The following is a 25,147-nucleotide window of genomic DNA, read 5'->3' as shown; positions in this document are numbered from 1 at the left end:
ATGCTAGAAGCCGCCGCCGGCATCCAGGTAAGCGCGTTCCTCGGGGCTGTTTTCGCGTCCCAGTGCCGCATTTCTGCCGGGATAGCGCCCGTAAGTGCGCAAGACGTCGCGATGCCGGATTTCGTAGTCGAGGGCTTGTTCGTTGCCGAGCGCACTGAACAGGCGCAGCGCATCGACGTGCACGCTGAGGGATTCCGAGTGCATGAAGGGCATGTAGGTGAAATAGCGCTGATCTGGCGTCATACCGTTGTCGTCGCCCACGGCGACTGCCCACTGGGCGAGAACCAGGGCCATGCCGTCCTGGGCAAACGCGCGGGGGTCGCCGCGAAACAGATTGCGAGAGAACTGATCGAGAACGATGATCTCGGCGGCGCGACCCGCGGGGCTGCTGCGCCAGTCGCCGCACTCGCCCGCCGCCGCTGCCTGCCACGTGGCGAGAAAGCGCTCGCGCAGCTGTTCGTCGAAGGCATCGCTGCGCTTGAACCAGCACCCCGGCCCCGCCTCGTCGAACCAGAAGCGCAACACGTCGTTGGAATCTGTTGCCATGTGGCCTCCTCAGGCCGGGTTATCGCGGTGGTGCTACACTCCATCTCATAATAGCAAGCAGGAGCGGATGCGGCATGATCTATGACCTCAAAATCATCAACGGGTTGCTGGTGGACGGGGACGGGGGTGAGCCGCGTCCGGGGAATGTGGCCGTAAAAAACGGCGTGATTGTCGCCATCGGGGACTGTGCGGGTGCTGCAACGCAGGAAATCGACGCTTCAGGCTGCATCGTCACGCCAGGTTTCATCGATCTGCACACGCACTACGACGGCCAGATTTCCTGGGACGCCAATCTCCAGCCAAGCATCAACCACGGCGTCAGCACCGTGGTCATGGGCAGCTGCGGGGTCGGCTTTGCGCCGGTGCGTGCCGCCGACCGCGACCGCCTGGTACGCCTGATGGAGGGCGTGGAGGATATTCCCGGCATTGCGCTGACCGAGGGCATGAGCTGGGACTGGGAGACACTGCCGGAATACATGGATGCGCTGGCCAGCAAGCCGCACACCATCGACTTTGCCGTACAGGTCACCCACGATCCCCTGCGTGTCTACGTGATGGGTGATCGTGCCGTGTGTCAGGAGCAGGCCACGCCCGAGGACATCGGGGCGATGCGGCGCCTGACCCGCGAGGCTCTGGAAGCGGGAGCGATCGGCTTTTCCACCGGGCGCTCCGACGTGCATCGCAGCGCCGACGGGGCCTGGACGCCGTCCTCGGAGGCCACAGCAGAGGAGCTCGCGGGTATCGCAGCGGCATTTCAGGGGCTGGACCACGGCATACTGCAGGCGGTCAACGACTTTGATCTGGAGCGCGAGGGCGATGCCTTCGACCGCGAGTTCGATATTCTGGAGGCCTTTGCCCGCGGTGCCGGCGGCCGACCCTTCTCCCTGTCGCTGATGCAGCGGGACTTCGCGCCGGACCAGTGGCTGCGCATTATCGATCGGGCCGAGAAGGCGCAGGCGGCGGGTATTTCTATGCGCCTTCAGACCGCGCCCCGCGGCATCGGCGTGATCACCGGCCTGCAGTGCACCTTCCACCCGTTCATCGGCTTCCCCAGCTACAAGGCCATCAGCCACCTCACGCTGGAGGAGCGCGTTCAGCAGATGCGTGATCCGGCGTTCAAGGCGCGCCTGCTGGCGGAGAAATCCGGCACGCTGGCTGGCGACGGCACTCCGGTACCGCCCATCGTGGACGCGCTGATTGCCGCCATCGACTATGTGGCGGGCAAGACCTTTCTCCTGGGGGAGAATCCGGAGTATGAACAGACCGCGGAGACGTCGGTGCTGCGCATGGCCGAGGAGCGCGGCATTTCCGCACTGGAGATGATTTACGATCTACTGTTGCAGGACGAGGGCAGGGCGCTGCTGTACTTCCCCATTTACAACTACACGGAAATGAGTTTCGACAATCTGCACACCATGATGCAGCACCCGCAGTCCATCATGGGGCTGTCTGACGGTGGCGCTCACGTGGGGACCATCTGTGACTCCAGTTTTCCCACGTACCTGCTCTCCTACTGGGCCCGGGATCGGCAGCGCGGGGCACGTATCACCTTGTCGGACGCTGTGCGCCGCCTGACCTCGGATATTGCCGATTACTGCGGCATGCATGACAGGGGACGACTGCAGGTGGGGCTTAAGGCCAATATCAACGTTATCGACCACAACCGCCTGCGCCTGTTCGCACCGCGTATGGTGCAGGATCTGCCAGCGGGCGGCCAGCGTCTGCTACAAGACGCGGCGGGCTATTGTGCGGTGATCGTGGCTGGTGAGGTTGTGCTTGCCGGGGACCGGCTGACCGGCGCCTGCCCCGGACAACTCTTTCGTGCCGGCCGCGCCGGTCGTGTTGGCAGTGCCGCCGCTTGAGCGGCGGTCTATTGCTTGACGGCATCTCGCATGATGCGGCGCTTCTGGCGCTGCCAGTCGCGGTCCTTCTCGGTATCGCGTTTGTCGTGCGACTGCTTGCCCTGGGCGAGAGAAATGCGCGCCTTGATCAGGTGGCCCTTCCAGTACAGCTGGGTACACACACAGGTCTGGCCCTTCTGCTGGGTCGCCGCGAGAATTTTCGCCAGTTCCTTCCTGTGCAGAAGTAGCTTTCTGGTGCGGGTGGGGTCGGTGACGTAGTGCGTGGAGACCGTTCCCAGAGGGGTAATCTGTGAGCCGAGAAGAAATGCCTCACCGTCTTTCATCAGGACGTAGGAGTCAGTAAGCTGCGCCTTGCCTGCGCGCAGCGATTTTACCTCCCAGCCGTGCAGGGCAACGCCCGCTTCGAAGGTGTCGAGCAGTTCATAGTCGAAGCGCGCGCGCTTGTTCTGGACAATGACGTTGTTGGGAGTCTTGGGTTTCTTTTTTGACATGGCGCGCATTATACGGACAACACCGGGCGGTGGAACGGCTTTCTTTCTGGCCGGGTGTTACCGTCTCGCCGTTGGAACATTCTGCAGGGCGGAGGGCACTGTCCAAACTTCATGCCGCTGAACATGTCACTCGGGCGCTGGCGCTCGCGGACCACCTTTGTTTTTGCGCTCGCCGCCTCTGCCGTGGGTCTGGGGAATCTGTGGCGTTTTGCCTATCTGGTGGGTGACAACGGCGGTGCCCCCTTCCTCATCGCCTATGTTGTCTGTCTGTTCATTCTGGCGGTGCCCGTGCTGATCGCCGAGACGGCGCTGGGCAGCCACGGCAGGGGCTCTCCGGTCATGGCCTTCGGTCTCGCCGCGCGGCGCTCGCTGCTGGGAAACGCCTGGTCATTCTGGGGGGGGTTGGCCTGCCTTACCGGCGTACTCATACTCGGTTATTACATCGTCGTTGCGGGTTGGGGTCTGCACTACGCCTGGTCCATGCACTCCGGAGACTTTGCCGCGGCCAGCGCCCGACAGGTATCCATACACTATGACGATCTGCTGGGCAGCCTGCCGGACATGCTGGCCTGGCAGACGGGATTTCTGGGGCTGGCGCTGCTCATTGTTGCTGGCGGCGTGCGCCGGGGTCTGGGACTGTTCGTGTGGCTTCTTGTGCCCAGTCTCGTGGTGCTGATGTGGCTGCTGATCGACTTTGCGCTCGAAAACGGCGATGTGTCCGCGGCCGGCAGGTTTCTGTTTTCTGTCCAGTGGCTGGATTTCACGTCGGAGTCCGTCCTCCTTGCACTGGGCCATGCGTTTTATACGCTGTCGGTGGGCGTGGGCATTGGCGTGGCGTTTGGCGCCTATGCCCCTGACCGCGTGCCGCTCGGGCGCTCTATCCTGGCCGTCGCGATTTTCGATACTGCGATTGCCATGGCCGCCGGTATCGCGATTTTTCCGCTGGTCCTTGTCAATCATGTGGAGCCTACGCTGGGTCCCGGGCTGCTCTTTCTCAGCGTTCCCTATGCCTTTGGCAACCTGCCCCAGGGTGAGATTTACGGGGCGCTGTTCTTCCTGCTCACCGTACTGGCCGCACTGGGATCGGCGGTGGCGCTCCTGGAGCCCGGCATTGGCTCTCTGGTGCAGTACACCCGCCTGCGCCGCGTCCCGGCGACCCTGCTGGTGGGTGTGCTGGTCTGGCTGCTCGGTGCCGCGGTCGCCGCTTCCCTGTCCGGGAGGCCCGGTTTCGGCGGCCTGTTCCCCTGGCTGGATCGCGTGACCGCAAACTTCCTGCTGCCGCTCGGGGCACTGGCGGTGGCCGTTTTTGTGGGCTGGCGCATGCGGGAGACACTCCTGCGCAGAGAGATGTATCGCGAGTCGGAGGGGTTTTTCCAGGTGTGGCTGTTGTTGCTGCGCTTTGTTGCCCCGCTTGCCATTCTTGTCGTATGGTTCTGGTCCATCATGCCTGACCGGCCCTGAGACTTCCCCGCACACACGCCATGCCCAGTATTCACCGCAGCGCCCTGCTTCCCTATACCGCGCAACAGGTCTATGACCTGGTCAACGACGTGGAATCCTATCCCAGTTTCATGGAGGGCTGCGTCGGAGCGCGCATTCTCAGTCGCAGCGACACCACCATGGAGGCGCGTCTGGAACTCGCCCGTGGCGGCATCGTGCAGAGCTTCACCACCCTGAATACCCTGACCGCCAATGAGGCGATTGAGCTGCGTCTTCGCGAGGGTCCGTTTGAGCGTTTCGCCGGTCGCTGGCGCTTCCAGGCATTGGGTGAGGCGGCCTGCAAGGTCAGCCTGGAGCTGGATTTCACAATCCGCAGCGCGCTTGTGGGGGTCGCCGCGGGTCGCCTGTTCGAGCGTGTGACCAACAGCCAGGTGGAGGCCGTGGCGCGGCGCGCCAGGCAGGTGTACGGCACATGACGGCAAGCCCCGACAGGTCTTTGGAGCTGGAGACCGGCAAGGACGAAACCCTGGCAGTCGAGGTGGCCTACGCCCTTCCGGACCGTCAGCGGATCCTGCAGATCGAGGTCACACCGGGAACCACCGCGCTGGAAGCCATCAGGCAGTCGGCGATCGAGCAGGAATTCCCGGGACTGCATGTCGATGAGACCTCGGCAATGGGAATTTTCGGCCAGGCGGTCAAGTCCACGCAGGAGCTGCAGAACGGTGATCGGGTAGAGATCTACCGGCCTTTGCTGATCGATCCCAAGGAAGTGCGCCGGGCGCGGGCGGCGAAGGCAAGAAAAGGCGCTGCGGGAGACGTGCCAGACTGACGGCTCAGCCGGCGCCGCCGGACCGGCTGTTAGGAGAAGCCGCGGGATCGTCTCCGGCGTCCTCCGTTGCCTCGCCCTTGCCCCTCGCCCACGCCGGCTTGTAATCCCCGGACACGGATTTCAGGCGATCGCCGTCGAAAAATACCGTGAACTCACGCTGGGTCAGCATGCGGTCGCCGCGGGTGATCTCGTAGTGGTAATCCCAACGCTCCCGATTAAAAGTGTCTTCTATCAACGGCGTGCCGAGAATGAAGCGCACCTGGCGACGGGTCATGCCCTGCTCAAGCTTGTCGACGTCCTCCTGGGTAACGATATTGCCCTGCTCGACGTTGATCTTGTAGACACCCGGGAAGCCGATGAAACCGCAGGCGGTCATGGATATCAGCAACAGGGACAGCAGCAGCGCGCGCATGGGGGAGAACTTCCAACCGGGGATCAGGGATGGCATCATACCGACCCCAGTCTTTTCAGAGAACCCCCACCATGTCTGCGGAAAATCAGGAGCTGCGTAACGCAGGTCTGAAGGTAACGCTGCCCCGGGTGAAAATCCTGCAATTGCTGGATGCCGCCGAGGGCAGTGCCCAGCACATGAGTGCTGAAGATGTCTATCGCGCTCTGCTGGACGCGGGAGAGGACGTCGGTCTTGCCACCGTCTACCGGGTGCTGACCCAGTTCGAGTCCGCCGGTCTGGTCACCCGCCACAATTTCGAGACGGGTCACAGTGTGTTCGAGCTTGCCAAGGGCGAGCATCACGATCACATGGTCTGCGTCGACAGCAATGAGGTGATCGAGTTTCACGATGAACTGATCGAGGAGCGCCAGCGGCAGATCGCCGAGGATCACGGCTTTGAGCTGGTGGACCATTCGCTGGTTCTCTACGTGCGCCGCAAGGAGAAGTAAGCCTCGCCTTTGCGGTTTCAGGCGTCGGCGTCCGCCAGCATTTCTCTTGCGTGTGCCAGGGTCTGATCGGTAACTTTCAGCCCGCCCAGCATGCGCGCGAGCTCATCGACCCGGCCATCCGTATCCAGCCTGGCCAGGGCGGTGGTCACGGATTTGCGATTCCCCGTCTTGCTGACCCGCAGCTGGTGATGGGCCTGTGCCGCCACCTGCGGCAGGTGCGTGACGCAGAGAACCTGGGCGCCATTCGACAGCTTGCGCAGCAGGCGTCCGACCACCTCGGCCACGGCGCCGCCAATGCCCACGTCCACCTCGTCAAACACCATGCTGGGAACGCTGCCACCGTCGGCGGTGGCCACCTGGATCGCCAGGCTGATGCGCGAAAGCTCACCGCCGGAGGCAATGCGGGCGAGCGACTGCGGTGCGCTGCCGGGGTTGGTGCTGATGAGAAATTCCACCTCCTCCCTGCCGCCGGGGTGAGGGCTTGTGCCCTGGCGTGACGCTAGGGCAATCTCGAGGACGCACTGCCCCATGGACAGGGTTTCGAGCAGCGCCATCGCCTCGCGTCTGAGCTTTCTGGCCCCCTTTTCGCGCCGCTGTGTGAGCTTTTCCGCCTGCTCGGTCCAGGCGGCCAGGCGGGTTTCGAGTTCCGCCTCGAGTGCCTGCACGCTGGCATCGCTGCCGGACAGAGCCTCCAGTTCGCCCGCCAGTTCCGCGTGCAGGGCCGCGAGCTCTTCCGGCTTGACACGATGCTTGCGGGCGATGGTGTAGATCTGGTCCAGTCGGCTTTCGACGTCGGCCAGGCGGCGTGGGTCGATGTCGATACTGTCAAGATAGGCCTGCAGATCGCCGCGTGCCTCGCCGGACTGAATGGCGGCGGACTGCAGCATGTCCCGCGCATTGTCGACGCGGCTGCCGCGGTGCAGGCTGGCGCTGAGCAGCTGAGCTGCCTGTTGGGCGGTATCTTCCAGCGTGTCGCACAGATCCAGGGCCCGGCCTGCTGACTCGAGGATCTCCTCGGCGCTGCCGAGCGCCTTCTGTTCGGCCTCCAGGCTTGCGATTTCATCGCTACCTAGCGCCAGGTCGTCCAGTTCCCCCACCTGGTAGCTGAGCAGTTGATGCCGCGATTCGGTTTCGCTGCTGGCATCGCGCAGGGCCGCCAGGCGCTGCTCTGTCTCTGTCCAGTCGTGGGCCAGGCTGGCGACGGTCTCGGCGAGCGCGGCGGCGCCGGCAAAACTGTCCAGCAGGGCGCGCTGGACCGGCTTTCGCAGCAGCGACTGGTGCGCGTGCTGGCTGTGGATATCCACCAGGTGCTGACCGAGTTCGGCGCATTGCTGTACCGTGGCGGGCCGGCCATTGATCCACGCCCGCGAGCGATCGGTGCTGATGACACGGCGCAGGATGCATTCGTCAGAGACCGTCAGGTCCTGTGCGTCCAGCCAGGCGCGGGCTGCAGGTATCCCGGCGATATCGAAACACGCGGTGATATCGGCGCGCGTGCAGCCAGGGCGGATGCTCCTGGGATCTGCGCGATCGCCGAGACACAGCCCCAGAGCATCCAGCATGATGGATTTGCCGGCGCCCGTTTCGCCGGTGATGGCGGTCATGCCTGCCGAGAGGTCAATCTGCAGATGCTCGACGATGGTGAAATTGCTGATACTGAGGTGTGTAAGCATGCGGCCCGACTCCAGAGACAGACTGTTATACCGCAGTTGCCCCATGCATTAAACATCCGACCCTGGCGGAAGCGGTTTTGCCGGTCGCCGGGTCTGTGATACAAGACAGCTTCCGACGTTGCTGAGGTGTTCTGTGCAGGAAACAATTCCCGACCGGGCGCGCACCCTGCTCAAGGTTCTGGTGGAGCGTCACATACGCGATGGACAGCCGGTAGGTTCGCGCACGCTGCAGGAAGAGGCCGGTCTCGCGGTGAGCGCGGCAACGATCCGCAATGTGCTGTCCGATCTGGAAGAGCGCGGTTTTCTGCACTCGCCCCACACCTCGTCCGGCCGCATTCCCACGGCGCTCGGCTACCGGTTGTTCGTCGACAGTCTGCTGCAGGTTCAGGAAGTGGATGAGGCCGCGGTCGCGGCGGTGAGGCAGGAGTTGAATCCGGACAAGACCACAACCGATCTGGTGCAGTCGGCTTCGCAGCTGCTGTCGGCCATTACCCACCAGGCGGGTATTGTTACTGTGCCGCGTCAGGATGCGCCGCAGCTGCGGCAGGTCGAGTTTCTGCCGCTGTCGGATAACCGCGTACTGGTCATTCTCGTGATCAATCAGCGCGAAGTGCAGAACCGCATCATCCACACCAAGCGTACCTTTACCGAGGAAGAACTGCGCGAGGCCGCGCGCCTCGTGAATCAGCGCTACGCCGGTCAGGCGCTGGACACGGTGAAGAGCCGCATTCTCGACGAAATGCGCGAGGCGCGAAGCCGCATCGATGACTATCTCAGCGCCACGCTGGACCTCGCCAGTCAGGCACTGCACCAGGAAGAGGGCGGCGACGACTACATGCTGGCCGGCGGCTTACGCCTGCTGGACAGCGCTACCGCCGAGGATGTCGACAAGCTCCGGGAGCTGTTCGACATCTTCGAGCGCAAGAAGGACCTTCTGCATCTGCTGGAGCGCTGCACGCGCGCCGATGGCGTACGCATCTTCATTGGTGACGAAGCGGGTCATGACGTGTTCGGTGACTTCAGCGTCATCACCGCGCCCTATGGCGACGGCCGTCGGCCGCTGGGCGTTCTCGGTGTCATCGGGCCGACGCGCATGGCCTATGAGCGCGTGATTCCCATTGTCGACGTCACCTCGCGCATGCTGAGTTCTGCCCTGTCGGCGGGGTCAGGTCCGAATCGAACCTGACCCGGGAAGGCGCAGCCCTTGAAAAGGGCGGCGCAGCCCCCAAGTCACTCCTATCTGTGAAACAACGCCGGCGTTGTCGCGTTCGACGCGACGTGCCCGGCCTGCAACGCGAACCGATTTTCAGAGCCAATAGAACGGAGTAGCCTCGTGTCCGACAAAGAGCAACAGTCAGGAAAACCAGAGGAGCAGCCCCGCGCCGACGAGGCGCAGGCGGCAGAACAGCAGCCGGAGGCCAGAGCCGAAGACACACAGGCTGCAGCAGCACGGGAGCAGGAGGGCTCGGAGGCGGGCTCCTCCGATGCGGACGATCCCTCGCCGGAAGACGAAATTGCCCGCCTGCAGGAAGAACTCGAGCAGGCCAGGGACAGCGCACTGCGTGCGCAGGCGGAAGCACAGAATGCCAAGCGACGTGCCGAGCAGGATGTGGAAAGGGCGCGCAAGTACGCGCTCGAGCGCTTTGCCGGAGAACTGCTGCCGGTGGTCGACAATCTCGAGCGTGCGCTGGAGTCGGCAAGTGGCGATGAGGAGGTGGTCAAGCCGATTGCTGAAGGCGTTGAGCTCACGCTGAAGAGCTTTCAGAACGCGCTGCAGAAATACCACATCGAAGCGGTCGATCCTCAGGGCGAACCCTTTGATCCCCAGCTGCACCAGGCCATGAGCCAGGTGGAAAACCCCGACGTCGAGCCGAATACCGTGATCGCAGTCATGCAGAAGGGTTACACCCTGAACGGGCGTCTGGTGCGGCCGGCCATGGTCATGGTCAGTAAGCAGGCTCCGGGAGCTCCGGGAGCGTCAGGCAGCATCGACGAGCACGCCTGAGTCCGCAGTGAGCGTCGCTCGTGAAGCAAAAAAGACGCCAAATGCCCTTGAATTGATCGCAAACGGGCCAATATAAGCAAACAGTGAATGCAGAGACAGGCCGCCTCAGGTGGCCTTTTGAGGAGAAGAATCATGGGTAAGATTATCGGTATTGACCTCGGCACGACCAACTCCTGTGTGGCCGTGCTCGATGGAGACAAACCCCGCGTCATTGAGAATTCCGAGGGTGATCGCACCACGCCATCAATCGTGGCGTACACCCAGGACGGCGAGATTCTCGTCGGACAGAGCGCGAAGCGTCAGGCGGTAACCAATCCGCAGAACACGCTGTACGCCGTCAAGCGCCTGATCGGCCGCAAGTTCAAGGACGATGTCGTTCAGAAAGACATCAAGATGGTGCCGTACAAGATCACCGAAGCCGACAACGGCGATGCCTGGGTAGAAGCGAAGGGCGAGAAGATGGCACCCCCACAGGTATCTGCCGAGGTGCTGCGCAAAATGAAGCGCACGGCCGAGGAGTTCCTCGGTGAGACGGTCACTGAAGCCGTGATCACCGTGCCTGCCTATTTCAACGATTCCCAGCGCCAGGCGACCAAGGATGCAGGCAGAATTGCCGGCCTTGAGGTCAAGCGCATCATCAACGAGCCGACGGCAGCCGCGCTGGCCTACGGCATGGACAAGGCGAAAGGCGACCGCACGATTGCCGTCTACGACCTCGGTGGCGGCACCTTCGATATTTCCATCATCGAGATTGCCGAAGTCGATGGCGAGCATCAGTTTGAGGTGCTCTCCACCAACGGTGACACTTTCCTCGGAGGCGAGGATTTTGACCTGCGTCTGATCGACTACCTGGCCGAGCAGTTCAAGAAGGACAGCGGCATCGACCTTCACAATGACCCGCTGGCCCTGCAGCGTCTGAAGGAGGCCGCCGAGAAAGCGAAGATCGAGCTGTCCAGTTCGCAGCAGACCGAAGTCAATCTGCCCTACATTACGGCAGATGCCTCCGGCCCCAAGCACCTGGTAGTGAAGCTGTCGCGCTCCAAGCTGGAGTCGCTGGTGGAAGAGCTGGTCACGCGCTCTATGGAGCCGGTGAAGATGGCGCTCAAGGATGCGGGTCTTAGCCCTAGCGAAATCGACGAGGTGATCCTGGTCGGTGGCCAGACACGCATGCCGATGGTGCAGAAGAAAGTCGCGGACTACTTTGGCAAGGAGCCGCGCAAGGACGTCAACCCCGATGAGGCGGTTGCCGTGGGTGCCGCCCTGCAGGGCGCGGTTCTCTCCGGCGACGTCAAGGACGTCCTGCTGCTGGATGTCACGCCGCTGACGCTGGGTATCGAGACCATGGGCGGTGTCGCTACGCCACTGATCGAGAAGAACACCACGATTCCGACCAAGAAGTCGCAGGTGTTCTCAACTGCGGAAGACAATCAGACGGCGGTAACCATCCACGTGGTGCAGGGCGAGCGCAAGCAGGCGTCGCAGAACAAGTCGCTTGGCCGTTTCGATCTGGCGGATATCCCGCCGGCGTCCCGTGGCATGCCGCAGATTGAAGTGACCTTCGACCTCGATGCCAACGGTATCCTGAATGTGTCGGCCAAGGACAAGGCGACCGGCAAGGAACAGTCTATCCGCATCACGGCCTCCGGCGGTCTCTCGGATGAAGAGATCGACAAGATGGTGGCAGATGCGGAGGCGAACGCCGAGGCGGATGCGCGTTTTGAAGCGCTGATTACCGCACGCAACACCACCGAAGGTCTGGTGAATGCAGCGCGCAAGACCCTGGAAGAGGGCGGTGATCACGCCTCGGACGACGAGAAGTCGGCGATCGAGTCTGCCATCAGCGAGGCCGAAGAGGCGCTCAAAGGTGAAGACAAGGAGGCTATCGAGGCGGCCGCCACCAAACTGACGGAGGCGACCGGGCCGGTGGCCCAGAAGATGTATGCCGCGCAGGCCTCCGCGGCGGAAGGCGCCCAGCAGGCCGGCGGCGACGGAGCCCAGGCAGGTGGTGAAACGTCGGGTGATGAGGCGGTAGACGCTGAGTTCGAGGAAGTCGACGACAACAAGAAGTAAGTTTTCTCTCCGCCGTCGACCTGCGGGCCGCGGCGTACATGGGGAGTATCGACACGCGGGACGCAGGTGCCCGCGTAGTCGTTTCAGCAGGGACGGTTTCATCCGGGGCGACACATGGCAAAACGCGATTATTACGAGACACTTGGCGTCAGCAAGGGCGCCGATGAAAAGGACATCAAGAAAGCCTATCGGCGGGTAGCGATGAAATATCATCCGGATCGCAACCCGGACGATCCCGACGCCGACCACAAATTCAAGGAGGCCACAGAGGCCTACGATATCCTGATGGACCGGGACAAGCGCCAGGCCTATGACCAGTTTGGTCATGCCGGCGTGGATCCTTCCATGGGCGGTGGTGCAGGCGGCTTTGGTGGCGGCAACTTCAGCGATATCTTTGGCGACGTGTTCGGCGATATCTTTGGCGGGGGGCGCGGTGGGCGCGCCGGCCCCCAGCGTGGTTCCGACCTGCGTTACACGCTGGATATTTCCCTCGAGGACGCGGTTCGTGGCACCACGGTGGAGATCCGTGTACCGACCCTTGCCCCCTGCGGCACCTGCAACGGCTCCGGCGCGAAAAAGGGCAGCTCACCCACCACCTGCGGCACCTGTGGCGGTATCGGGCAGGTGCGCATGCAGCAGGGACTTTTTCAGGTACAGCAGACCTGCCCGACCTGTCGTGGTCGCGGCACCATGATTTCCGATCCCTGCTCTTCCTGTCGCGGCCAGGGTCGCGTGGAGAAAACCAAGACGCTCTCGGTCAAGGTGCCGCCGGGTGTCGACACCGGTGATCGCATTCGGCTTTCCGGTGAGGGTGAGGCTGGCCCCGACGGTGGACCCGCCGGCGATCTGTTCGTACAGATGTCGGTCAAGGCGCACCCGATTTTCGAGCGCGACGGCAGGAATCTCTACTGTGAGGTACCCATCACCTTTGTGGACGCGGCGCTGGGTGGCGAACTCGAGGTACCGACGCTGGACGGCCGCGTCAAACTGAAAATTCCGCCGGAAACGCAGACCGGCAAACTGTTCCGCCTGCGTGGCAAGGGCGTCCACCCCGTGCGTGGGGGTGGCGTTGGCGACCTCCTGTGTCGTGCCGTCGTGGAGACGCCGGTCAACCTGAACAAACAGCAGAAGGAGTTGCTGCGCGAATTCCAGGAAAGCCTTGGGCAGGGCGGTCATTCCCAGTCGCCGCGGCAGAACAGCTGGTTTGAAGGCGTCAAGAAGTTCTTTGACGAGATGAAGTCTTGACGGCCCTGCGGCTTGGCATAGCCGGTGCCGGTGGCCGCATGGGGCGCACGCTCATTGAGGCGCTGCAGCAGGCAGGCGATGGTGTTGTGCTGGCTGCTGCGCTGGAGCGTGAGGGCAGCGAGTGGCTGGGCGCCGATGCCGGCGACGTCGCGGGTACCGGCCGTCTGGGTGTCGCCATCGTGGATAATGTCGATGCGGCGCTCGAGGGCTGTGATGTCCTGATCGATTTCACCACTATCGAGGCCAGCCTGGTTCATCTTCAGGCCTGCGCTGAGCGCGGTGTGGGGCTGGTGCTCGGCACGACAGGTTTCAGCGCTGATGCACTGCGCCGTATCGAGACTGCCGCAGATCGAACAGCGGTGTGCCAGTCATCCAACTTCAGCACCGGCGTCAATCTGTGTTTCAAGCTGCTCGCAGACGCGGCCCGCGCCCTGGGCGACAGCGTGGATATCGAGATTATCGAGGCACACCACCGACACAAGGTGGATGCACCCTCGGGCACGGCGCTGAGCATGGGGCAGGTAGTGGCGGAGGCTCTGGGCAGATCCCTGAAAACAGACGCCGTTTACCACAGGCAGGGCCAGACCGGGGCGCGCGAGCGACGCGAGATCGGGTTCTCGACCATTCGCGGTGGCGATATTGTCGGTGATCATACGGTGCTTTTCGCCGCCGATGGCGAACGCATAGAAATCTCGCATAAGGCCAGCAGTCGCATGGCGTTTGCGAGCGGGGCGGTCCGCGCTGCCCGCTGGCTGGCGGGTCGCCCCAGTGGACTTTACGATATGCAGGACGTACTCGATTTGCGTAGCTCGGAGGAAAGGGCGTGATGGAACTGGCAGGCAATCAACCGGAATACATCGTCGACATCGACGAAAGCAATGCTGCGCGATGGCTCATTGAGGAGTCCCAGGTGCGCCCGATCGTTATCGATTTCTGGGCAGACTGGTGCGAGCCGTGCAAGATGCTCATGCCGATACTCGAAAAGCTGGCCAATGAGTACCAGGGGGCCTTTGTTCTGGCCAGGGTCAATGCGGACACCCAGCAGATGATTGCGCAGCAGTTTGGCGTGCGAAGCCTGCCCACGGTAATGGTTATGCAGGGCGGGCAGCCGGTTGATGGCTTTGCCGGCGCGCAGCCCGAGGCAGCGGTGCGCGACATGCTGCAGAAATACCTGCCATCGCCCTGGGAAGGTGTGCTGCGCAAGGCGGCGGAGCATCTGGACGCGGGACAGGCGAGTGAGGCCATTGCCACGCTGCGGCCAGCGTACGAGGAATCCGGGCGCAAGCATGAGGTCGCCATGGCTTATGCACTGGCGCTGATCGAGGGCATGCGTCTGGACGAAGCCCAGGCGGTGCTCGATGCGGTCAGGATGGTCGATCAGGACGCTGCCTACGAGCAGTGCCGAGCGCAGCTGGAGATACGCCGTGAAACGGCGAAGTCGCCGGAAATGGCGGCCCTGGAAGAGCAGCTGGCCTCAGACCCCGACAATCTCGACCTGCGTGTCCAGCTGGCACTGCACTACACGGCGGCCGGACAGTACCGCGAAGGGCTCGAGAATCTGTTCACCATCCTGCAACGTGAACTCGACCACGGCAATGGCAGCACGCGCAAGGCGTTGCTGGACACCATTGCCTCCCTCGGCAAGGGCGACCCATTGGCCGCGGAATACCAGCGCAAGCTCTACAGCCTTCTCTACTAGTTCCATTCGAGATTAGCGTCATGCGAGTCGCGACTGCCCTGGCCTATGGGGCGGTCGCTTCAACCAAGGCTCGCCATGCCAGCAATTCCCGCTCCCGACAGTCATCCCCCCGCCCCGGATTTCGCTGGCTTCTACCGATGGTCTTGCGTTGCCATGCGAACGGTCCAACCTGGCCGGCGGGCGCTTGTTTTACGCAGCTCAAATGGCTACAGTACTGAGCCTAGGAAAAACATACCCCAGGGTCAAATTCAAACCGCAAGGACAGGAGACCACGCTGTGGATACCAGTTTTGCCCCCGAAGACATGGCGTTTCGCGATGAAGTGCGTGCCTTTTTCGCCGATGCCTACGACGACGAGCTGCGCGCCCGCCTGCAGCACCCCACCGAGTATCGCGAGGCCATCATCGACTGGCAGCGCAGGCTTTACGACAAGGGATGGATAGCGCCCGGCTGGCCGAAGGAATACGGTGGCGCGGAGTGGACCCCGACCCAGAACTTCATCTACGAAACCGAACGTGCTGCGGCCGGTGTCCGCGACGTTATTCCATTCGGTCTGAAGATGGTCGGTCCGGTGATCTATACCTTTGGCAATGACGAGCAGAAGGCGCGCTTCCTGCCGCGAATCCTGCGCAGCGAAGACTGGTGGTGCCAGGGTTATTCCGAGCCTGGTGCAGGCTCTGACCTCGCTGCCCTGAAAACGCGCGCAGATCTCGACGGCGACGCCTACGTGGTTAACGGTGCAAAAATCTGGACGACCTACGCCCAGCATTCCGACTGGATTTTTTGCCTCGTGCGCACCAGCAACGAGGGCAAGAAACAGCAGGGAATCAGTTTTCTGCTGATCGATATGGCGTCTGAAGGCGTCAAGGTCAATCCAATTACCACCATCGACAACCACCACAGCCTCAACGAGGTAGAGTTCAACAATGTCCGGGTTCCGGTCGCCAACCTGATCGGCGAGCAGGACAAGGGCTGGACCTACGCCAAGGCGCTGCTCGCCCATGAGCGCACGTCAATTGCCGGCGTCGCCGATTCCCGCCGGGCGCTCGCCGAACTGCGACGCTTTGCCGAGCAGGAAGTCAACGCCGGCAAGCGCAAGATAGATGATCCGCTGTTCCAGAAGCGGCTGTCGGATATCGAAATAGAGCTGATGGCACTGGAGTACACCGATCTGCGCGTGCTGGCCTCCGTGGCCGCGGGCGGTGCGCCGGGCGCGGAATCGTCACTGCTGAAGATCAAGGGTACGGAGATCCAGCAGGCGATTCAGGGCCTGCGCATGGATCTGGCGGGGTATTACCAGGGTGTCCTGCCCACGGATCTCGACCCGCAGGCGCTGGGACACGAGTTTGGCAGCTCAGCACGCCAGGCGTACATGTACGGCCGTGCGGCCACGATTTATGGCGGCTCCAACGAGGTCCAGAAGAACATTATTGCGAAGGCTGTACTCGGGCTGTGAATGCGGCAATCGGCAACGCCAGGTTTTTGTGAGGTAAACCATGAACTTTGATTTTTCAGAAGAACAGGTGATGTTGCGCGATAGTGTCGCGCGATTCATTCAGGACGACTACAGCTTCGACGCCCGCCGCAAGATTGCAGCAAGCGACACCGGCATGAGCGCCGAGCACTGGCAGACCTTTGCCGAACTCGGCTGGTTGTCCGTGCCGTTTGCCGAAGAGCACGGCGGCTTTGGTGGCGGTCCGGTGGACGTCATGGTCATGATGGAGGAGTTTGGCAAGGGCATGGTTCTCGAGCCCTACTTCGCCACCGTTATTCTGTTCGGCGGTCTGCTGCAGCGTGCGGGCAGTACCGAGCAGCAGGCGACATACATTCCCCGGATTGTGGAAGGCAATTGCCTGGGTGCCTTCGCGTTTACCGAGCGGCAGAGTCGTTACGAACTCGCCGACGTCAAGACCACGGCGACGCCCGATGGCGATGGCTTTGTCCTCAACGGCGAGAAAGTCGTGGTTTATAACGGTGCCAATGCCGATACGTTGATTGTCGCTGCGCGCACCGGTGGCGAGCAGTGTGACGAGGACGGTATCAGCCTGTTCATCCTCGACGCCGGCGCCGCGGGCATCGACAGGATGTCCTATGCCCTGATGGATGGCCAGCGCGCTGCGAATCTGGTGTTCAAGGACGTGCGGCTGCCCGCAGACGCGCTGCTTGGTGAGAAGGACAAGGCTTATCCCGTGATGTCATGGGTTGTTCTGGAAGCCTGTGTGGCTCTCGCCGCCGAAGGACTGGGTATCATGGGGCAGCTCAACACGAAAACGCTCGAGTACACCAAGCAGCGCGAGCAGTTCGGTGTGCCCATCGGCAGTTTTCAGGCCCTGCAGCACCGCATGGTCGACACCTTCATGTCTTACGAGCAGACCAAGTCGCTTCTTTATCGTGCGGTATGTACGCTGGAAAAAGAAGACGAGGATCCGGCGCGCGACATACACGCGCTCAAGGTGATGCTCGACCGCGCAGGGCGACATGTGCACTCGGAGGCCATACAGCTCCATGGCGGCATGGGCCTGACAGACGAGATGGATATCGCCCATTACGCCAAGCGCCTGATGATGATCAACGCGACCTTTGGCGATGGTGATCACCACCAGGCCCAGTTCAACGCCTTGAGCTTTGCCTGACGCGCGGGATGGTCTGGTGACGGGGAGGTAAGGAATGCAGGTCAGGGACAGAGTGGTTGTTGTCACCGGTGGCGGTAACGGCATTGGCAAGGCCTTGTGTGAGCGTTTTCACGCCGAGGGTGCGAGGACCGTGGTTGTCGCCGATCTTGAGCAGGATGCGGCACAAGGCGTCGCCGACAGTATTTCCGGCGTCGCCTACGCGCTGGATGTCCGTGATGAAGCCCAGATCGACGGTATGGTTGCCGAGGTTGAGGGCAGGTTTGGCGGCATCGACCTGTTCTGCAGTAACGCTGGCATCATTGCCGGCGATGGAGAGCCCTGGCACGTGACCTCCGCCGCCAACGCCACCTGGCAGGCCATGTGGGAAATTCATGTCATGGCGCACGTCTACGCGGCGCGTGCCTGTCTGCCGGGCATGATGGCGCGGGGTGAGGGGTACTTTCTCAATACGGCGTCTGCGGCCGGGCTTCTCAACCAGATTGGTGACGCGGCCTATTCCACCACAAAACATGCGGCCGTGGGTTTTGCCGAAGCGCTCGCGATCACTCACGGCGACGACGGTATCAAGGTGTCCTGTCTGTGCCCGCAGGCCGTGGCGACGCGAATGATCGGCTCTGTGGAAAATGGCGGCACCGCTGGGGTGGATGGCGTGCTGACGGCACAGCAGGTGGCTGACGCGGTTATCGAAGGGCTCGCCGCAGAGCAGTTCCTCATTCTGCCGCATAGGGAAGTCGCCGACTACCGGCAACTCAAGACGGACAATTATGACCGCTGGCTCGGCGGTATGCGAAAATTGCGTCGCAAGTACGGTAACCCTACACTCTGAGCCCTGTGCCACTACTCTCAGAGGCTGCCGTGGAACGCCGTGAACGTTTTGCCCGTATTATCCTCAACGGCTTTGAATCGTATTTTGCCGATTTCCAGAACATCACGCTGGCAGCGCGCACCCGCTTCGAGAATGCCGACTGGCTCGGTGTTCAGCGAACCTCTACCGAGCGGATCGACCTGTACAAGGAAAAAGTCCGGAAAGTCCTTGTCTTTGTCCGTCTGGTGGCGGGCGACCAGCTGACGAACCCGGACTTCTGGCGCGATGCCAAACGCGTTTACGCAGACCTGGTACGGGGCCATAACAACTTCGAGATTGCCGAGACATTTTTCAATTCGGTGTATTGCGCGGTGTTTGACCACGAGCAGATACGCGAGGAATTTGCGTTTGTTTTCTCGCCTCAGGCCGACATGCCGACCTCTGACGTCAGCAAGGTGCTTCGCAGCTATCACGTAACGCCAGAGTGTGACTTCCGGGCGGCTTTCGATCGCCTGCTGGATGACTATGCCTTTGCGATACCCTACGAGGACAAGGCGCGCGATGTCGCCCATATTGTCGACGCGGTAAGAACGTTGCTGGTGCCGCCACGTATGGATCTGTCGGGCAATGCGGTGCACATGGAAGTGTTGGAGCATCACTTCTTTCGCAATAAGGGCGCCTATATTGTCGGACGCATCTGCGCCGGTGAGCATCGTATGCCCTTCGTCCTCCCGGTCCTGCACAATGAGGCGGGCGCTGTCTATGTGGATACCGTCCTGTTCGGCGCCGACCGGGTCAGTGTGGTGTTCAGCTTTACCCGCACCTACTTCATGGTTGATGCCTCCATTCCGTCCCAGTACGTGATTTTCCTGCAGCAACTCATGCCGGCCAAGCCCATTTCGGAAATCTACAGTGCGATGGGCTACAACAAGCACGGCAAAACCTACTATCACCGCTGTGCGCGGCGGCATATGGAAATGACCAGCGATCAGTTCATCATCGCGCCGGGTATCAAGGGCATGGTCATGAGTGTGTTTACGCTGCCCTCGTACGACTTCGTGTTCAAGATCATCAAGGATCGCTTCACGCCTCCGAAGGAAATGACGCGCGAGCAGGTCAAGGAGAAGTATCGGCTGGTAAAGCGCTGGGACCGCGCCGGGCGCATGGCGGACACCCAGGAGTTCAGCAATCTCGCTTTCGCCCGCGATCGCTTTTCCGACGAGCTCATGGAGGAGCTGTACAAGGTGGCGCCATCGTTGATTGAAGAGCGGGGCCGCGCGCTCATCATCAAGCACGTGTATGTGGAGCGGCGCATGACGCCGCTCAATCTGTATCTGCAGGATGCTACCGACGATCAGGTGGAAGACGTCATGGATGAGTATGGCAACGCCATCAAGCAACTCGCTTCGGCGAATATCTTCCCGGGCGACATGCTGCTGAAGAATTTTGGTGTGACCCGCCATGGGCGGGTGGTGTTCTATGATTACGACGAGATTGTCCCACTCACAGAGTGCAATTTCCGCGAAATCCCCAAGCCACGCAACGAGGCTGAGGAGATGGCCAGTCAGCCCTGGTACTCCGTTGCGCCGAACGATATTTTCCCCGAGGAGTTTCGCCTGTTCTTCTCGGGCAACCGCCGTGCCAGAGAGGCTTTCGACAGTCGGCACAGCGATATTTACCAGGCCTCTTTCTGGCAGGATCTGCAGGAGAAAATCCGCGGTGGTTTTGTGGCGTCGTTCTATCCGTATCGCCGCCGCCTGAGCTTTCCCCGTGAGCCTGCGGCATTGAGGCAGACCGGCTGATGGCGACAATCTACGTCATTCGCCATGGTCAGGCGTCTTTCGGCGCAGACGACTACGACAACCTGTCAGATACCGGTCGGCTGCAGGCCACGCGACTGGGTGAATATCTGAGGGATGTCGGTGTCCGGCTGGACGCCGCCTACTGCGGCCAACTGCGGCGGCAACGTGACACCGCAGAGCTCGCGCTTGCGTTCCAGCCGGCTGCTGTTCCGCTGGAGGTTGATGCCCGCCTTGACGAGGTACGTAATGACGAGCAGATCCGCGAGTTGCTGCCACGTCTGCTGGACGGTGATCCGGCGCTGCGGGCCGTGGTAGACCGGGGACTGTCGTCCAGCAAGGATTACCAGAAAGTCATTGCGGCGGTATTCAACCACTGGGTATCACCGCAATGTGATGCCGCGGGGATACAGAGCTGGCAGGACTACGGTGGCGCGGTCCGGGCCGCCCTGCGCGACATCATGCTGACCCAGGGCAGCGGCAGGACCATTGCCGTTTTTACCTCCGGCGGTACCATTGCGACACTGGTGGCCCACGTTCTGGGAGCCGCGGATGCCGATATCTACCAGTTTTACGAGCCGGTATTCAACTGCTCCGTCACACAGCTGTTTTACAGTGGCGACCGTGTTTCGTTGTCATACTTCAATGACTGCTCGTTTCTCCGGCTTCTCGGACAACAGAACGGTGAATCGCTGGTGACCTACCGTTAATCCGATGTCCTCGATTCCTCTCTATCTGGTGCGCCACGGTGAAGCGGAAGCGCACTGGGGTCAGTCTGCAGACCCCGGCCTCAGTAAGCTTGGCCATAGGCAGGCTGACGATTGCGCGCGCGAGCTGGCGCCAAGGCTGGGCCCGGGTACAGCGCTGTTCAGCAGTCCGCTGGCGCGTGCCCTGCAAACGGCTGAACCGCTAGCGCGACGCATGGGCGTTGATGTCTCTGTTTCCGAGTCATTCCGGGAAATTCCCGCGCCGGTGCCCTTGAGTGAGAGGCGTGACTGGCTGCGCGGATTCATGCGGGAGGCGTGGACAGGCCAGCCAGACAGCCTTCTGAACTGGCGACAGCGGCTTCTTGAGGCGCTGCATGCCACATCAACGCCCAGCGTGATCTTCACCCATTTCCTGGTGATCAATGCCGTGGTGGGTCATAGCCAGGGGTCGGAGCGCACGCTGTCATTCTGGCCCGATAACGCCTCCGTCACCGAGATTCAGCTGGCCGATGGCCAGCTTACCCTGCGGGCTCTCGGACGCGCCATGGAAACAGTGGTCAATTAGTGAAGCGCGTTCCGGGTTAACTGCGCAGTCGAATCAGCGATTCCTGGGCCGTCGACGCGACCAGCAGTCCCTCACGTGTGAAAAATTGCCCTCGACTGAAGCCGCGGCTGCCACTGGCGTTTGGACTGTCAAGCGCGTAAAGCAGGTGGTTGTCGGTGCGGGCGGGTCGATGAAACCAGATCGCATGATCCAGACTGGCGACCTGCATGCCCTCGCTGTGTACAGTATAGGGATGCGGTAGCAGAGCCGCGCCAAGCAGCGCAAAATCCGACATGAAGGCGAGAATGACCTGATGCAGAGCCGGGTTTTCCTCAATGGAGGACAATGCGCGGAACCACGCCATTTGACGCGGCTCCACGGGGGTCGGGTTTCGATAGTCACGCCGCGTCACGACCCGTCTCTCAATAGCCGGCGCCAGTGGGGAGCCGTAGCGCTCCGGATCCTTCTTTCTCAGTTCTTCCCAGAATTCTTCGTCTGTTTGCAGCGTTTCCGGCGCCGGAGCGTCCGGCATCGATGCCTGGTGCTCAAGGCCCGGAGCATCAAACTGAAACGATACTGAGGTGTTGAAGATGGGTACGCCATCCTGTTTTGCAACAACGCGGCGGGTGGCAAAGCTGCGGCCATCCCGTATCGGGTCCACCTCGAAGACAATCTGTTTCTCCGGGTTTCCAGGGCGCAGAAAATAGGCATGCATTGAGTGGGCAATGCGGTCGCCGTCTACCGAGCGTATCGCGGCGTTGAGCGACTGGGCCAGCACCTGCCCGCCAAAGATGCGACTGGGTCGATGTGGGCTGCTGCCGGTAAACAGATAACGGTCAATGCGCTCAACCTGCAAATACCGGAGCAACTGGTCCATATCGGGATAACTCATTGTCGGATTTCCATCCTGCTGTCTGTGCGATTGAGAATGCCGTTGTAGAAGACATCGAAGTAATCCAGTGCTGCACGATCAACGTCGTCGACACGCCGCCAAAGCGTTATTTCCATCGACGCGTTGATGGCACCTGCGAGAAGGTTGCGGGCAACCATGGGGTTGATGCGCCGAATACTGCCATCCTCCATACCCAGATGGATAAACTCGACAAAGCGATCGTTGATGGCATCCGTTCTCGCCAGAATGCGTTTCCGCCGTTCCTTCGGCAGCGCCGTAATCGTGTTGTAGCGAATCAGCGGACCAAGATTGGAGTTCTGAATGTAAAAGATCTGGCGGCTCGTCTGCTCTATTTTCTGCATCCCTGAGCCGTCGCCCGCTTCGGCCCGGTCGTAAACATGTGCGAGGATGTCCAGCGAGTAGTTATAGCATTGGTAAAGCAGGTCTTCCTTGTTGCGTATGTGATAATAAAAAGCGCCCTTGGAGACGTTCAGATAGTCCGCGATTTCATCGAGCGACGCCCCATTGAACCCCTTTCGGTTGAAGAACCAGGTGCCCGCCTTGTAAAAGGCCTCCTGCTTGAGCCGGTTCTGCTCGTCGCGGTTGAAACCGGGGACCGGCAGATCGGCGTCGATCGGGGCGATACCGTGTACGTGAGTGTAGTCATGATCGCCGGCATAAAGGCCGTGCCCGATGATTTCAATGGCCTGCTGTGCGATAACGCCGACCTGATCCGCAGGCACATCATGCAGCCAGTGAAAAACCCAGTCTACCGATCCAAGAATGGCACGGGTTGTCGATGTGGCATCGCACTGCCGCAGAGAACCGTCGGACATGCCTTCGTGTACAAACCCCCTGAGTCGCTTGAACAGCGCTACGTATCTCCCCTCTACGGTTTGTCGGTGCGGGCTCTTCAGCGAAGCGATTTCGAGAAGAGCCGCCTGATGGCTTTCATGCCCGCTAACGGCCGCCGACCAGTTGTGGAACTGTTGAATCAGAAATGCAGACAGACGGTCGAAGGGTTGTGTGTGCGCGCGCTCAATGGCATCGAGGGACTGATGCTGCCTGTCCAGCGCTGCCATGTAGCACTGGTAGATCAGCTCCTCCTTGGTTTTCACGTAGTAGTAGAGACTTGTCTTGGTCAGGCCGAGGCTCGCGGCAATATCCTGTAGTGTGGTTGCTCTGGAGCCCTTGCCGTTAAACAGCCGGGCCGCCTGGGACAGGATGGCGATACGCTTTGCATCGTGCTGAGCCTGCCGATTGAAGGGCATTCGCCGTCTTTCAGGAAGATCATTGACGTCAGTCATGGAGCCCCAGGGTTGAGAAAAGCCACGCCACGGGGGCGTTAACTCTCAGGTCAGAAATTCCAACTTTAAGTATTATTTTTGGCTTTGTCTACAGCGGATGCCCTGCGATGGGTGATTGCGAGGGCCCTTGTCTGTTGTCAGGGTGCCTGAAGCAGCCCGTGATATGGTCATTTACCATCCCGGTCGCCTGCATGAAGGCGTAGATGATTGTCGGCCCGACAAAAGCGAAGCCACGCTTCTTCATGTCCTTGCTGATGCCGGTGGAGAGGTCAGTCCGCGCCGGCACTTCGTCCACGTGTCGCCAGTGATTGACCAGCGGTTCATCGTCGACAAAGCGCCAGAGGTAGTCGCTAAGCGTCGTTCCCGACGCGTGAAGTGCCATGACCGCTTGCGCATTCTGTCTGACTGAGTTGATCTTCAGTCGGTTCCTGACGATGAGTGGGGAGCGCAGGGCATTCTCGACCTGGCTATCCGACCACGCAGCCAGACTTTCCGGATTGAAATCGTCGAATACCGCTCGGTAGCCCTCGCGCTTTCGCAGAATCGTGATCCAGGAGAGACCTGCCTGGGCGCCTTCCAGAATCAGGAATTCAAAAAGGCGCTGGCTATCCCGCTGTGGAAATCCCCACTCTTGATCGTGGTAGCGCACGTAATCCGGGTCTTTGCCGCACCATTCACAACGTATCACCTCCGGTTGACTCTGTTGCATTCCTGCTCCTGTTATTGTCCACAGTTGTTTCAGGCGCGGCTCGTAGCGATGATCCGAGCCTTGTGCCAGAATATTCGCAAAAGATGCGGGGTTACCAATGACTACTACTATTTCTTACGAAACACGTGGGCATGTCGGGACATTGACACTGAATAACCCCGACAAACACAACTCGCTGGGTAGGCAGGAGTTTGAGCTTATACATGCTGCGCTAGCCACCGTCGCTGCGGAACCCGATACCCGGGTTCTCGTGCTGACGGGTGCAGGACGCAAGACATTCTGCGCGGGCGCGTCGCTTGTAGAGATGAAGAGCGGAGCGATCAGTGGCGAAGACTATCAAGCTATGACCGACGCCTTCGCAGCACTGTCGATCCCTACGATTTGCGCTGTGAACGGCGACGTTTTCGGTGGTGGTGTCGAGCTGGCATTGAGTTGTGATTTCCGTATCGGGATGGAGGGCATCACCATGCGTGTGCCGGCTGCATCCATCGGACTGTGCTATCCCCCAAGGGGAATTGAACGCTTTGTAGAAAAATTGGGCGTCACTATGGCCAAGCGCGTTCTGGTGGCCGCCGAGACCTTCACCGCGGACGAAATGTTTCAGGCAGGCTTGCTGGATCATCTCGTCATGCCCACCCAGCTTGACGAAACCGTCGCCGGTTATGCAGAACGTCTTGCGGGATTAGCGCCGCTTGCGGTAACTGCGATGAAATCCATTATTCAGCAGGTGGGAAAATCCGGCGTAAATCAGGATCACATCGCGCGTTTATCTCAGAGGTGCGCGGAGTCCACAGACCTTGCGGAAGGCTTTGCTGCGATTGCAGAAAAGCGACAGCCCCTGTTTCGCGGCTCCTAGCTCCGGCAGCTATCGTGTTGCAGCTGGCATTTCCAGGGTGATGCGTATTCCGGCGAACGTGACCGCCCGTTCCGGGCATCGTGACCGACTTGCACACCAGTGCTCGCTGGCGACCGTAGTTTTACACTGACCGGTC

25 protein-coding genes are annotated in these 25,147 nt (G+C 61.1%); 18 read left to right on the top strand and 7 right to left on the bottom strand.

Features of this window, described 5'->3' with window-relative positions:
• Positions 1-3: 3 nt before the first annotated feature.
• Positions 4-546, bottom strand: coding sequence for a DUF924 family protein (locus EV688_RS16335; protein ID WP_117319585.1), 543 nt, complete (start codon positions 544-546; stop codon positions 4-6).
• 74 nt (positions 547-620) lie between these two features.
• Between EV688_RS16335 and EV688_RS16330 the strand changes: the two genes are divergently transcribed.
• Positions 621-2,408 carry an N-acyl-D-amino-acid deacylase family protein gene (locus tag EV688_RS16330; protein WP_117319584.1) on the top strand — a complete coding sequence of 596 codons (1,788 nt, stop codon included), beginning with the start codon at positions 621-623 and terminating at the stop codon, positions 2,406-2,408.
• A gap of 8 nt (positions 2,409-2,416) precedes the next feature.
• On the opposite strand, the gene smpB is transcribed toward EV688_RS16330, so the two are convergent.
• Positions 2,417-2,899, bottom strand: coding sequence for an SsrA-binding protein SmpB (gene smpB, locus EV688_RS16325; protein WP_117319602.1), 483 nt, complete (start codon positions 2,897-2,899; stop codon positions 2,417-2,419).
• A 111-nt stretch (positions 2,900-3,010) separates the two neighbouring features.
• On the opposite strand from smpB, the gene EV688_RS16320 reads away from it, so the two are divergent.
• The 3 genes from EV688_RS16320 to EV688_RS16310 are packed head-to-tail and all read left to right on the top strand — an operon-like array spanning position 3,011 to position 5,168.
• On the top strand, positions 3,011-4,360 hold the full coding sequence (locus EV688_RS16320) for a sodium-dependent transporter (RefSeq protein WP_117319583.1): 1,350 nt from the start codon (positions 3,011-3,013) through the stop codon (positions 4,358-4,360).
• Between the two features lie 20 nt (positions 4,361-4,380).
• On the top strand, positions 4,381-4,815 hold the full coding sequence (locus tag EV688_RS16315) for a type II toxin-antitoxin system RatA family toxin (RefSeq protein ID WP_117319582.1): 435 nt from the start codon (positions 4,381-4,383) through the stop codon (positions 4,813-4,815).
• Positions 4,812-5,168 carry an RnfH family protein gene (locus tag EV688_RS16310; protein WP_117319581.1) on the top strand — a complete coding sequence of 119 codons (357 nt, stop codon included), beginning with the start codon at positions 4,812-4,814 and terminating at the stop codon, positions 5,166-5,168. Before EV688_RS16315 ends, EV688_RS16310 begins: the two co-directional genes overlap by 4 nt.
• A gap of 4 nt (positions 5,169-5,172) precedes the next feature.
• On the opposite strand, the gene EV688_RS16305 is transcribed toward EV688_RS16310, so the two are convergent.
• Positions 5,173-5,619 (bottom strand): outer membrane protein assembly factor BamE, encoded by a 447-nt coding sequence (locus EV688_RS16305; protein ID WP_243650304.1) that lies wholly within the window; start codon positions 5,617-5,619, stop codon positions 5,173-5,175.
• Between the two features lie 32 nt (positions 5,620-5,651).
• On the opposite strand from EV688_RS16305, the gene fur reads away from it, so the two are divergent.
• Positions 5,652-6,068: a ferric iron uptake transcriptional regulator gene (gene fur / locus EV688_RS16300; protein WP_117319580.1), complete on the top strand. Its 417-nt coding sequence runs from the start codon at positions 5,652-5,654 to the stop codon at positions 6,066-6,068.
• Positions 6,069-6,085: 17 nt separating this feature from the next.
• Here fur and recN read toward each other — a convergent pair whose 3' ends face one another.
• Positions 6,086-7,741: a DNA repair protein RecN gene (gene recN / locus EV688_RS16295; RefSeq protein ID WP_117319579.1), complete on the bottom strand. Its 1,656-nt coding sequence runs from the start codon at positions 7,739-7,741 to the stop codon at positions 6,086-6,088.
• 133 nt (positions 7,742-7,874) lie between these two features.
• Between recN and hrcA the strand changes: the two genes are divergently transcribed.
• The 12 genes from hrcA (at position 7,875) to EV688_RS16235 (ending at position 21,268) form a co-directional block, all read left to right on the top strand.
• Entirely contained in the window at positions 7,875-8,927 is a 1,053-nt protein-coding gene (hrcA, locus tag EV688_RS16290) for a heat-inducible transcriptional repressor HrcA (RefSeq protein ID WP_117319578.1), read from the top strand.
• A 147-nt stretch (positions 8,928-9,074) separates the two neighbouring features.
• Positions 9,075-9,746, top strand: a complete 672-nt coding sequence (grpE, locus tag EV688_RS16285) for a nucleotide exchange factor GrpE (protein WP_117319577.1) — start codon at positions 9,075-9,077, stop codon at positions 9,744-9,746.
• Between the two features lie 132 nt (positions 9,747-9,878).
• On the top strand, positions 9,879-11,816 hold the full coding sequence (dnaK, locus tag EV688_RS16280; protein ID WP_117319576.1) for a molecular chaperone DnaK: 1,938 nt from the start codon (positions 9,879-9,881) through the stop codon (positions 11,814-11,816).
• 114 nt (positions 11,817-11,930) lie between these two features.
• Positions 11,931-13,061, top strand: coding sequence for a molecular chaperone DnaJ (gene dnaJ / locus EV688_RS16275; RefSeq protein WP_117319575.1), 1,131 nt, complete (start codon positions 11,931-11,933; stop codon positions 13,059-13,061).
• A complete protein-coding gene (gene dapB / locus EV688_RS16270) occupies positions 13,058-13,888 on the top strand; it encodes a 4-hydroxy-tetrahydrodipicolinate reductase (protein ID WP_276309907.1) in 831 nt (276 codons plus the stop codon). Before dnaJ ends, dapB begins: the two co-directional genes overlap by 4 nt.
• Entirely contained in the window at positions 13,888-14,760 is an 873-nt protein-coding gene (gene trxA, locus EV688_RS16265; protein WP_117319574.1) for a thioredoxin, read from the top strand. Before dapB ends, trxA begins: the two co-directional genes overlap by 1 nt.
• A gap of 276 nt (positions 14,761-15,036) precedes the next feature.
• Complete coding sequence (locus tag EV688_RS16260; protein WP_117319573.1) at positions 15,037-16,215, top strand: acyl-CoA dehydrogenase family protein; 1,179 nt, start codon at positions 15,037-15,039, stop codon at positions 16,213-16,215.
• Between the two features lie 40 nt (positions 16,216-16,255).
• Positions 16,256-17,392, top strand: coding sequence for an acyl-CoA dehydrogenase family protein (locus tag EV688_RS16255; protein ID WP_117319572.1), 1,137 nt, complete (start codon positions 16,256-16,258; stop codon positions 17,390-17,392).
• A gap of 34 nt (positions 17,393-17,426) precedes the next feature.
• Positions 17,427-18,218: an SDR family oxidoreductase gene (locus EV688_RS16250; protein ID WP_117319571.1), complete on the top strand. Its 792-nt coding sequence runs from the start codon at positions 17,427-17,429 to the stop codon at positions 18,216-18,218.
• A 29-nt stretch (positions 18,219-18,247) separates the two neighbouring features.
• A complete protein-coding gene (gene aceK, locus EV688_RS16245) occupies positions 18,248-19,999 on the top strand; it encodes a bifunctional isocitrate dehydrogenase kinase/phosphatase (RefSeq protein WP_117319570.1) in 1,752 nt (583 codons plus the stop codon).
• Entirely contained in the window at positions 19,999-20,706 is a 708-nt protein-coding gene (locus tag EV688_RS16240; protein WP_117319569.1) for a histidine phosphatase family protein, read from the top strand. Before aceK ends, EV688_RS16240 begins: the two co-directional genes overlap by 1 nt.
• 4 nt (positions 20,707-20,710) lie before the next feature.
• Entirely contained in the window at positions 20,711-21,268 is a 558-nt protein-coding gene (locus EV688_RS16235) for a histidine phosphatase family protein (RefSeq protein ID WP_117319568.1), read from the top strand.
• A gap of 16 nt (positions 21,269-21,284) precedes the next feature.
• On the opposite strand, the gene EV688_RS16230 is transcribed toward EV688_RS16235, so the two are convergent.
• The 3 genes from EV688_RS16230 to EV688_RS16220 form a co-directional block, all read right to left on the bottom strand.
• On the bottom strand, positions 21,285-22,139 hold the full coding sequence (locus tag EV688_RS16230; RefSeq protein ID WP_117319567.1) for an acyl-CoA thioesterase: 855 nt from the start codon (positions 22,137-22,139) through the stop codon (positions 21,285-21,287).
• A complete protein-coding gene (locus tag EV688_RS16225; RefSeq protein WP_240624465.1) occupies positions 22,136-23,446 on the bottom strand; it encodes a TetR/AcrR family transcriptional regulator in 1,311 nt (436 codons plus the stop codon). Before EV688_RS16225 ends, EV688_RS16230 begins: the two co-directional genes overlap by 4 nt.
• A gap of 88 nt (positions 23,447-23,534) precedes the next feature.
• Entirely contained in the window at positions 23,535-24,155 is a 621-nt protein-coding gene (locus EV688_RS16220) for a DNA-3-methyladenine glycosylase I (protein ID WP_117319565.1), read from the bottom strand.
• Positions 24,156-24,252: 97 nt separating this feature from the next.
• On the opposite strand from EV688_RS16220, the gene EV688_RS16215 reads away from it, so the two are divergent.
• Positions 24,253-25,011, top strand: a complete 759-nt coding sequence (locus EV688_RS16215; protein WP_117319564.1) for an enoyl-CoA hydratase/isomerase family protein — start codon at positions 24,253-24,255, stop codon at positions 25,009-25,011.
• Positions 25,012-25,147 lie beyond the last annotated feature (136 nt).

This window comes from Chromatocurvus halotolerans, from assembly GCF_004340525.1.
GTDB lineage: Bacteria > Pseudomonadota > Gammaproteobacteria > Pseudomonadales > Halieaceae > Chromatocurvus > Chromatocurvus halotolerans.
This window is presented reverse-complemented; position numbering and strand designations above follow the sequence as displayed.

What these genes read in the sequence shown, in the direction of transcription:
- EV688_RS16335 (WP_117319585.1), bottom strand. Translation starts at nt 546, where the DNA reads ATGGCAACAGATTCCAACGACGTGTTGCGCTTCTGGTTCGACGAGGCG.
- EV688_RS16330 (WP_117319584.1), top strand. Translation starts at nt 621, where the DNA reads ATGATCTATGACCTCAAAATCATCAACGGGTTGCTGGTGGACGGGGAC.
- smpB (WP_117319602.1), bottom strand. Translation starts at nt 2,899, where the DNA reads ATGTCAAAAAAGAAACCCAAGACTCCCAACAACGTCATTGTCCAGAAC.
- EV688_RS16320 (WP_117319583.1), top strand. Translation starts at nt 3,011, where the DNA reads ATGCCGCTGAACATGTCACTCGGGCGCTGGCGCTCGCGGACCACCTTT.
- EV688_RS16315 (WP_117319582.1), top strand. Translation starts at nt 4,381, where the DNA reads ATGCCCAGTATTCACCGCAGCGCCCTGCTTCCCTATACCGCGCAACAG.
- EV688_RS16310 (WP_117319581.1), top strand. Translation starts at nt 4,812, where the DNA reads ATGACGGCAAGCCCCGACAGGTCTTTGGAGCTGGAGACCGGCAAGGAC.
- EV688_RS16305 (WP_243650304.1), bottom strand. Translation starts at nt 5,619, where the DNA reads ATGATGCCATCCCTGATCCCCGGTTGGAAGTTCTCCCCCATGCGCGCG.
- fur (WP_117319580.1), top strand. Translation starts at nt 5,652, where the DNA reads ATGTCTGCGGAAAATCAGGAGCTGCGTAACGCAGGTCTGAAGGTAACG.
- recN (WP_117319579.1), bottom strand. Translation starts at nt 7,741, where the DNA reads ATGCTTACACACCTCAGTATCAGCAATTTCACCATCGTCGAGCATCTG.
- dnaK (WP_117319576.1), top strand. Translation starts at nt 9,879, where the DNA reads ATGGGTAAGATTATCGGTATTGACCTCGGCACGACCAACTCCTGTGTG.
- dnaJ (WP_117319575.1), top strand. Translation starts at nt 11,931, where the DNA reads ATGGCAAAACGCGATTATTACGAGACACTTGGCGTCAGCAAGGGCGCC.
- trxA (WP_117319574.1), top strand. Translation starts at nt 13,888, where the DNA reads ATGGAACTGGCAGGCAATCAACCGGAATACATCGTCGACATCGACGAA.
- EV688_RS16255 (WP_117319572.1), top strand. Translation starts at nt 16,256, where the DNA reads ATGAACTTTGATTTTTCAGAAGAACAGGTGATGTTGCGCGATAGTGTC.
- EV688_RS16250 (WP_117319571.1), top strand. Translation starts at nt 17,427, where the DNA reads ATGCAGGTCAGGGACAGAGTGGTTGTTGTCACCGGTGGCGGTAACGGC.
- EV688_RS16240 (WP_117319569.1), top strand. Translation starts at nt 19,999, where the DNA reads ATGGCGACAATCTACGTCATTCGCCATGGTCAGGCGTCTTTCGGCGCA.
- EV688_RS16235 (WP_117319568.1), top strand. Translation starts at nt 20,711, where the DNA reads ATGTCCTCGATTCCTCTCTATCTGGTGCGCCACGGTGAAGCGGAAGCG.
- EV688_RS16230 (WP_117319567.1), bottom strand. Translation starts at nt 22,139, where the DNA reads ATGAGTTATCCCGATATGGACCAGTTGCTCCGGTATTTGCAGGTTGAG.
- EV688_RS16225 (WP_240624465.1), bottom strand. Translation starts at nt 23,446, where the DNA reads ATGACTGACGTCAATGATCTTCCTGAAAGACGGCGAATGCCCTTCAAT.
- EV688_RS16220 (WP_117319565.1), bottom strand. Translation starts at nt 24,155, where the DNA reads ATGCAACAGAGTCAACCGGAGGTGATACGTTGTGAATGGTGCGGCAAA.
- EV688_RS16215 (WP_117319564.1), top strand. Translation starts at nt 24,253, where the DNA reads ATGACTACTACTATTTCTTACGAAACACGTGGGCATGTCGGGACATTG.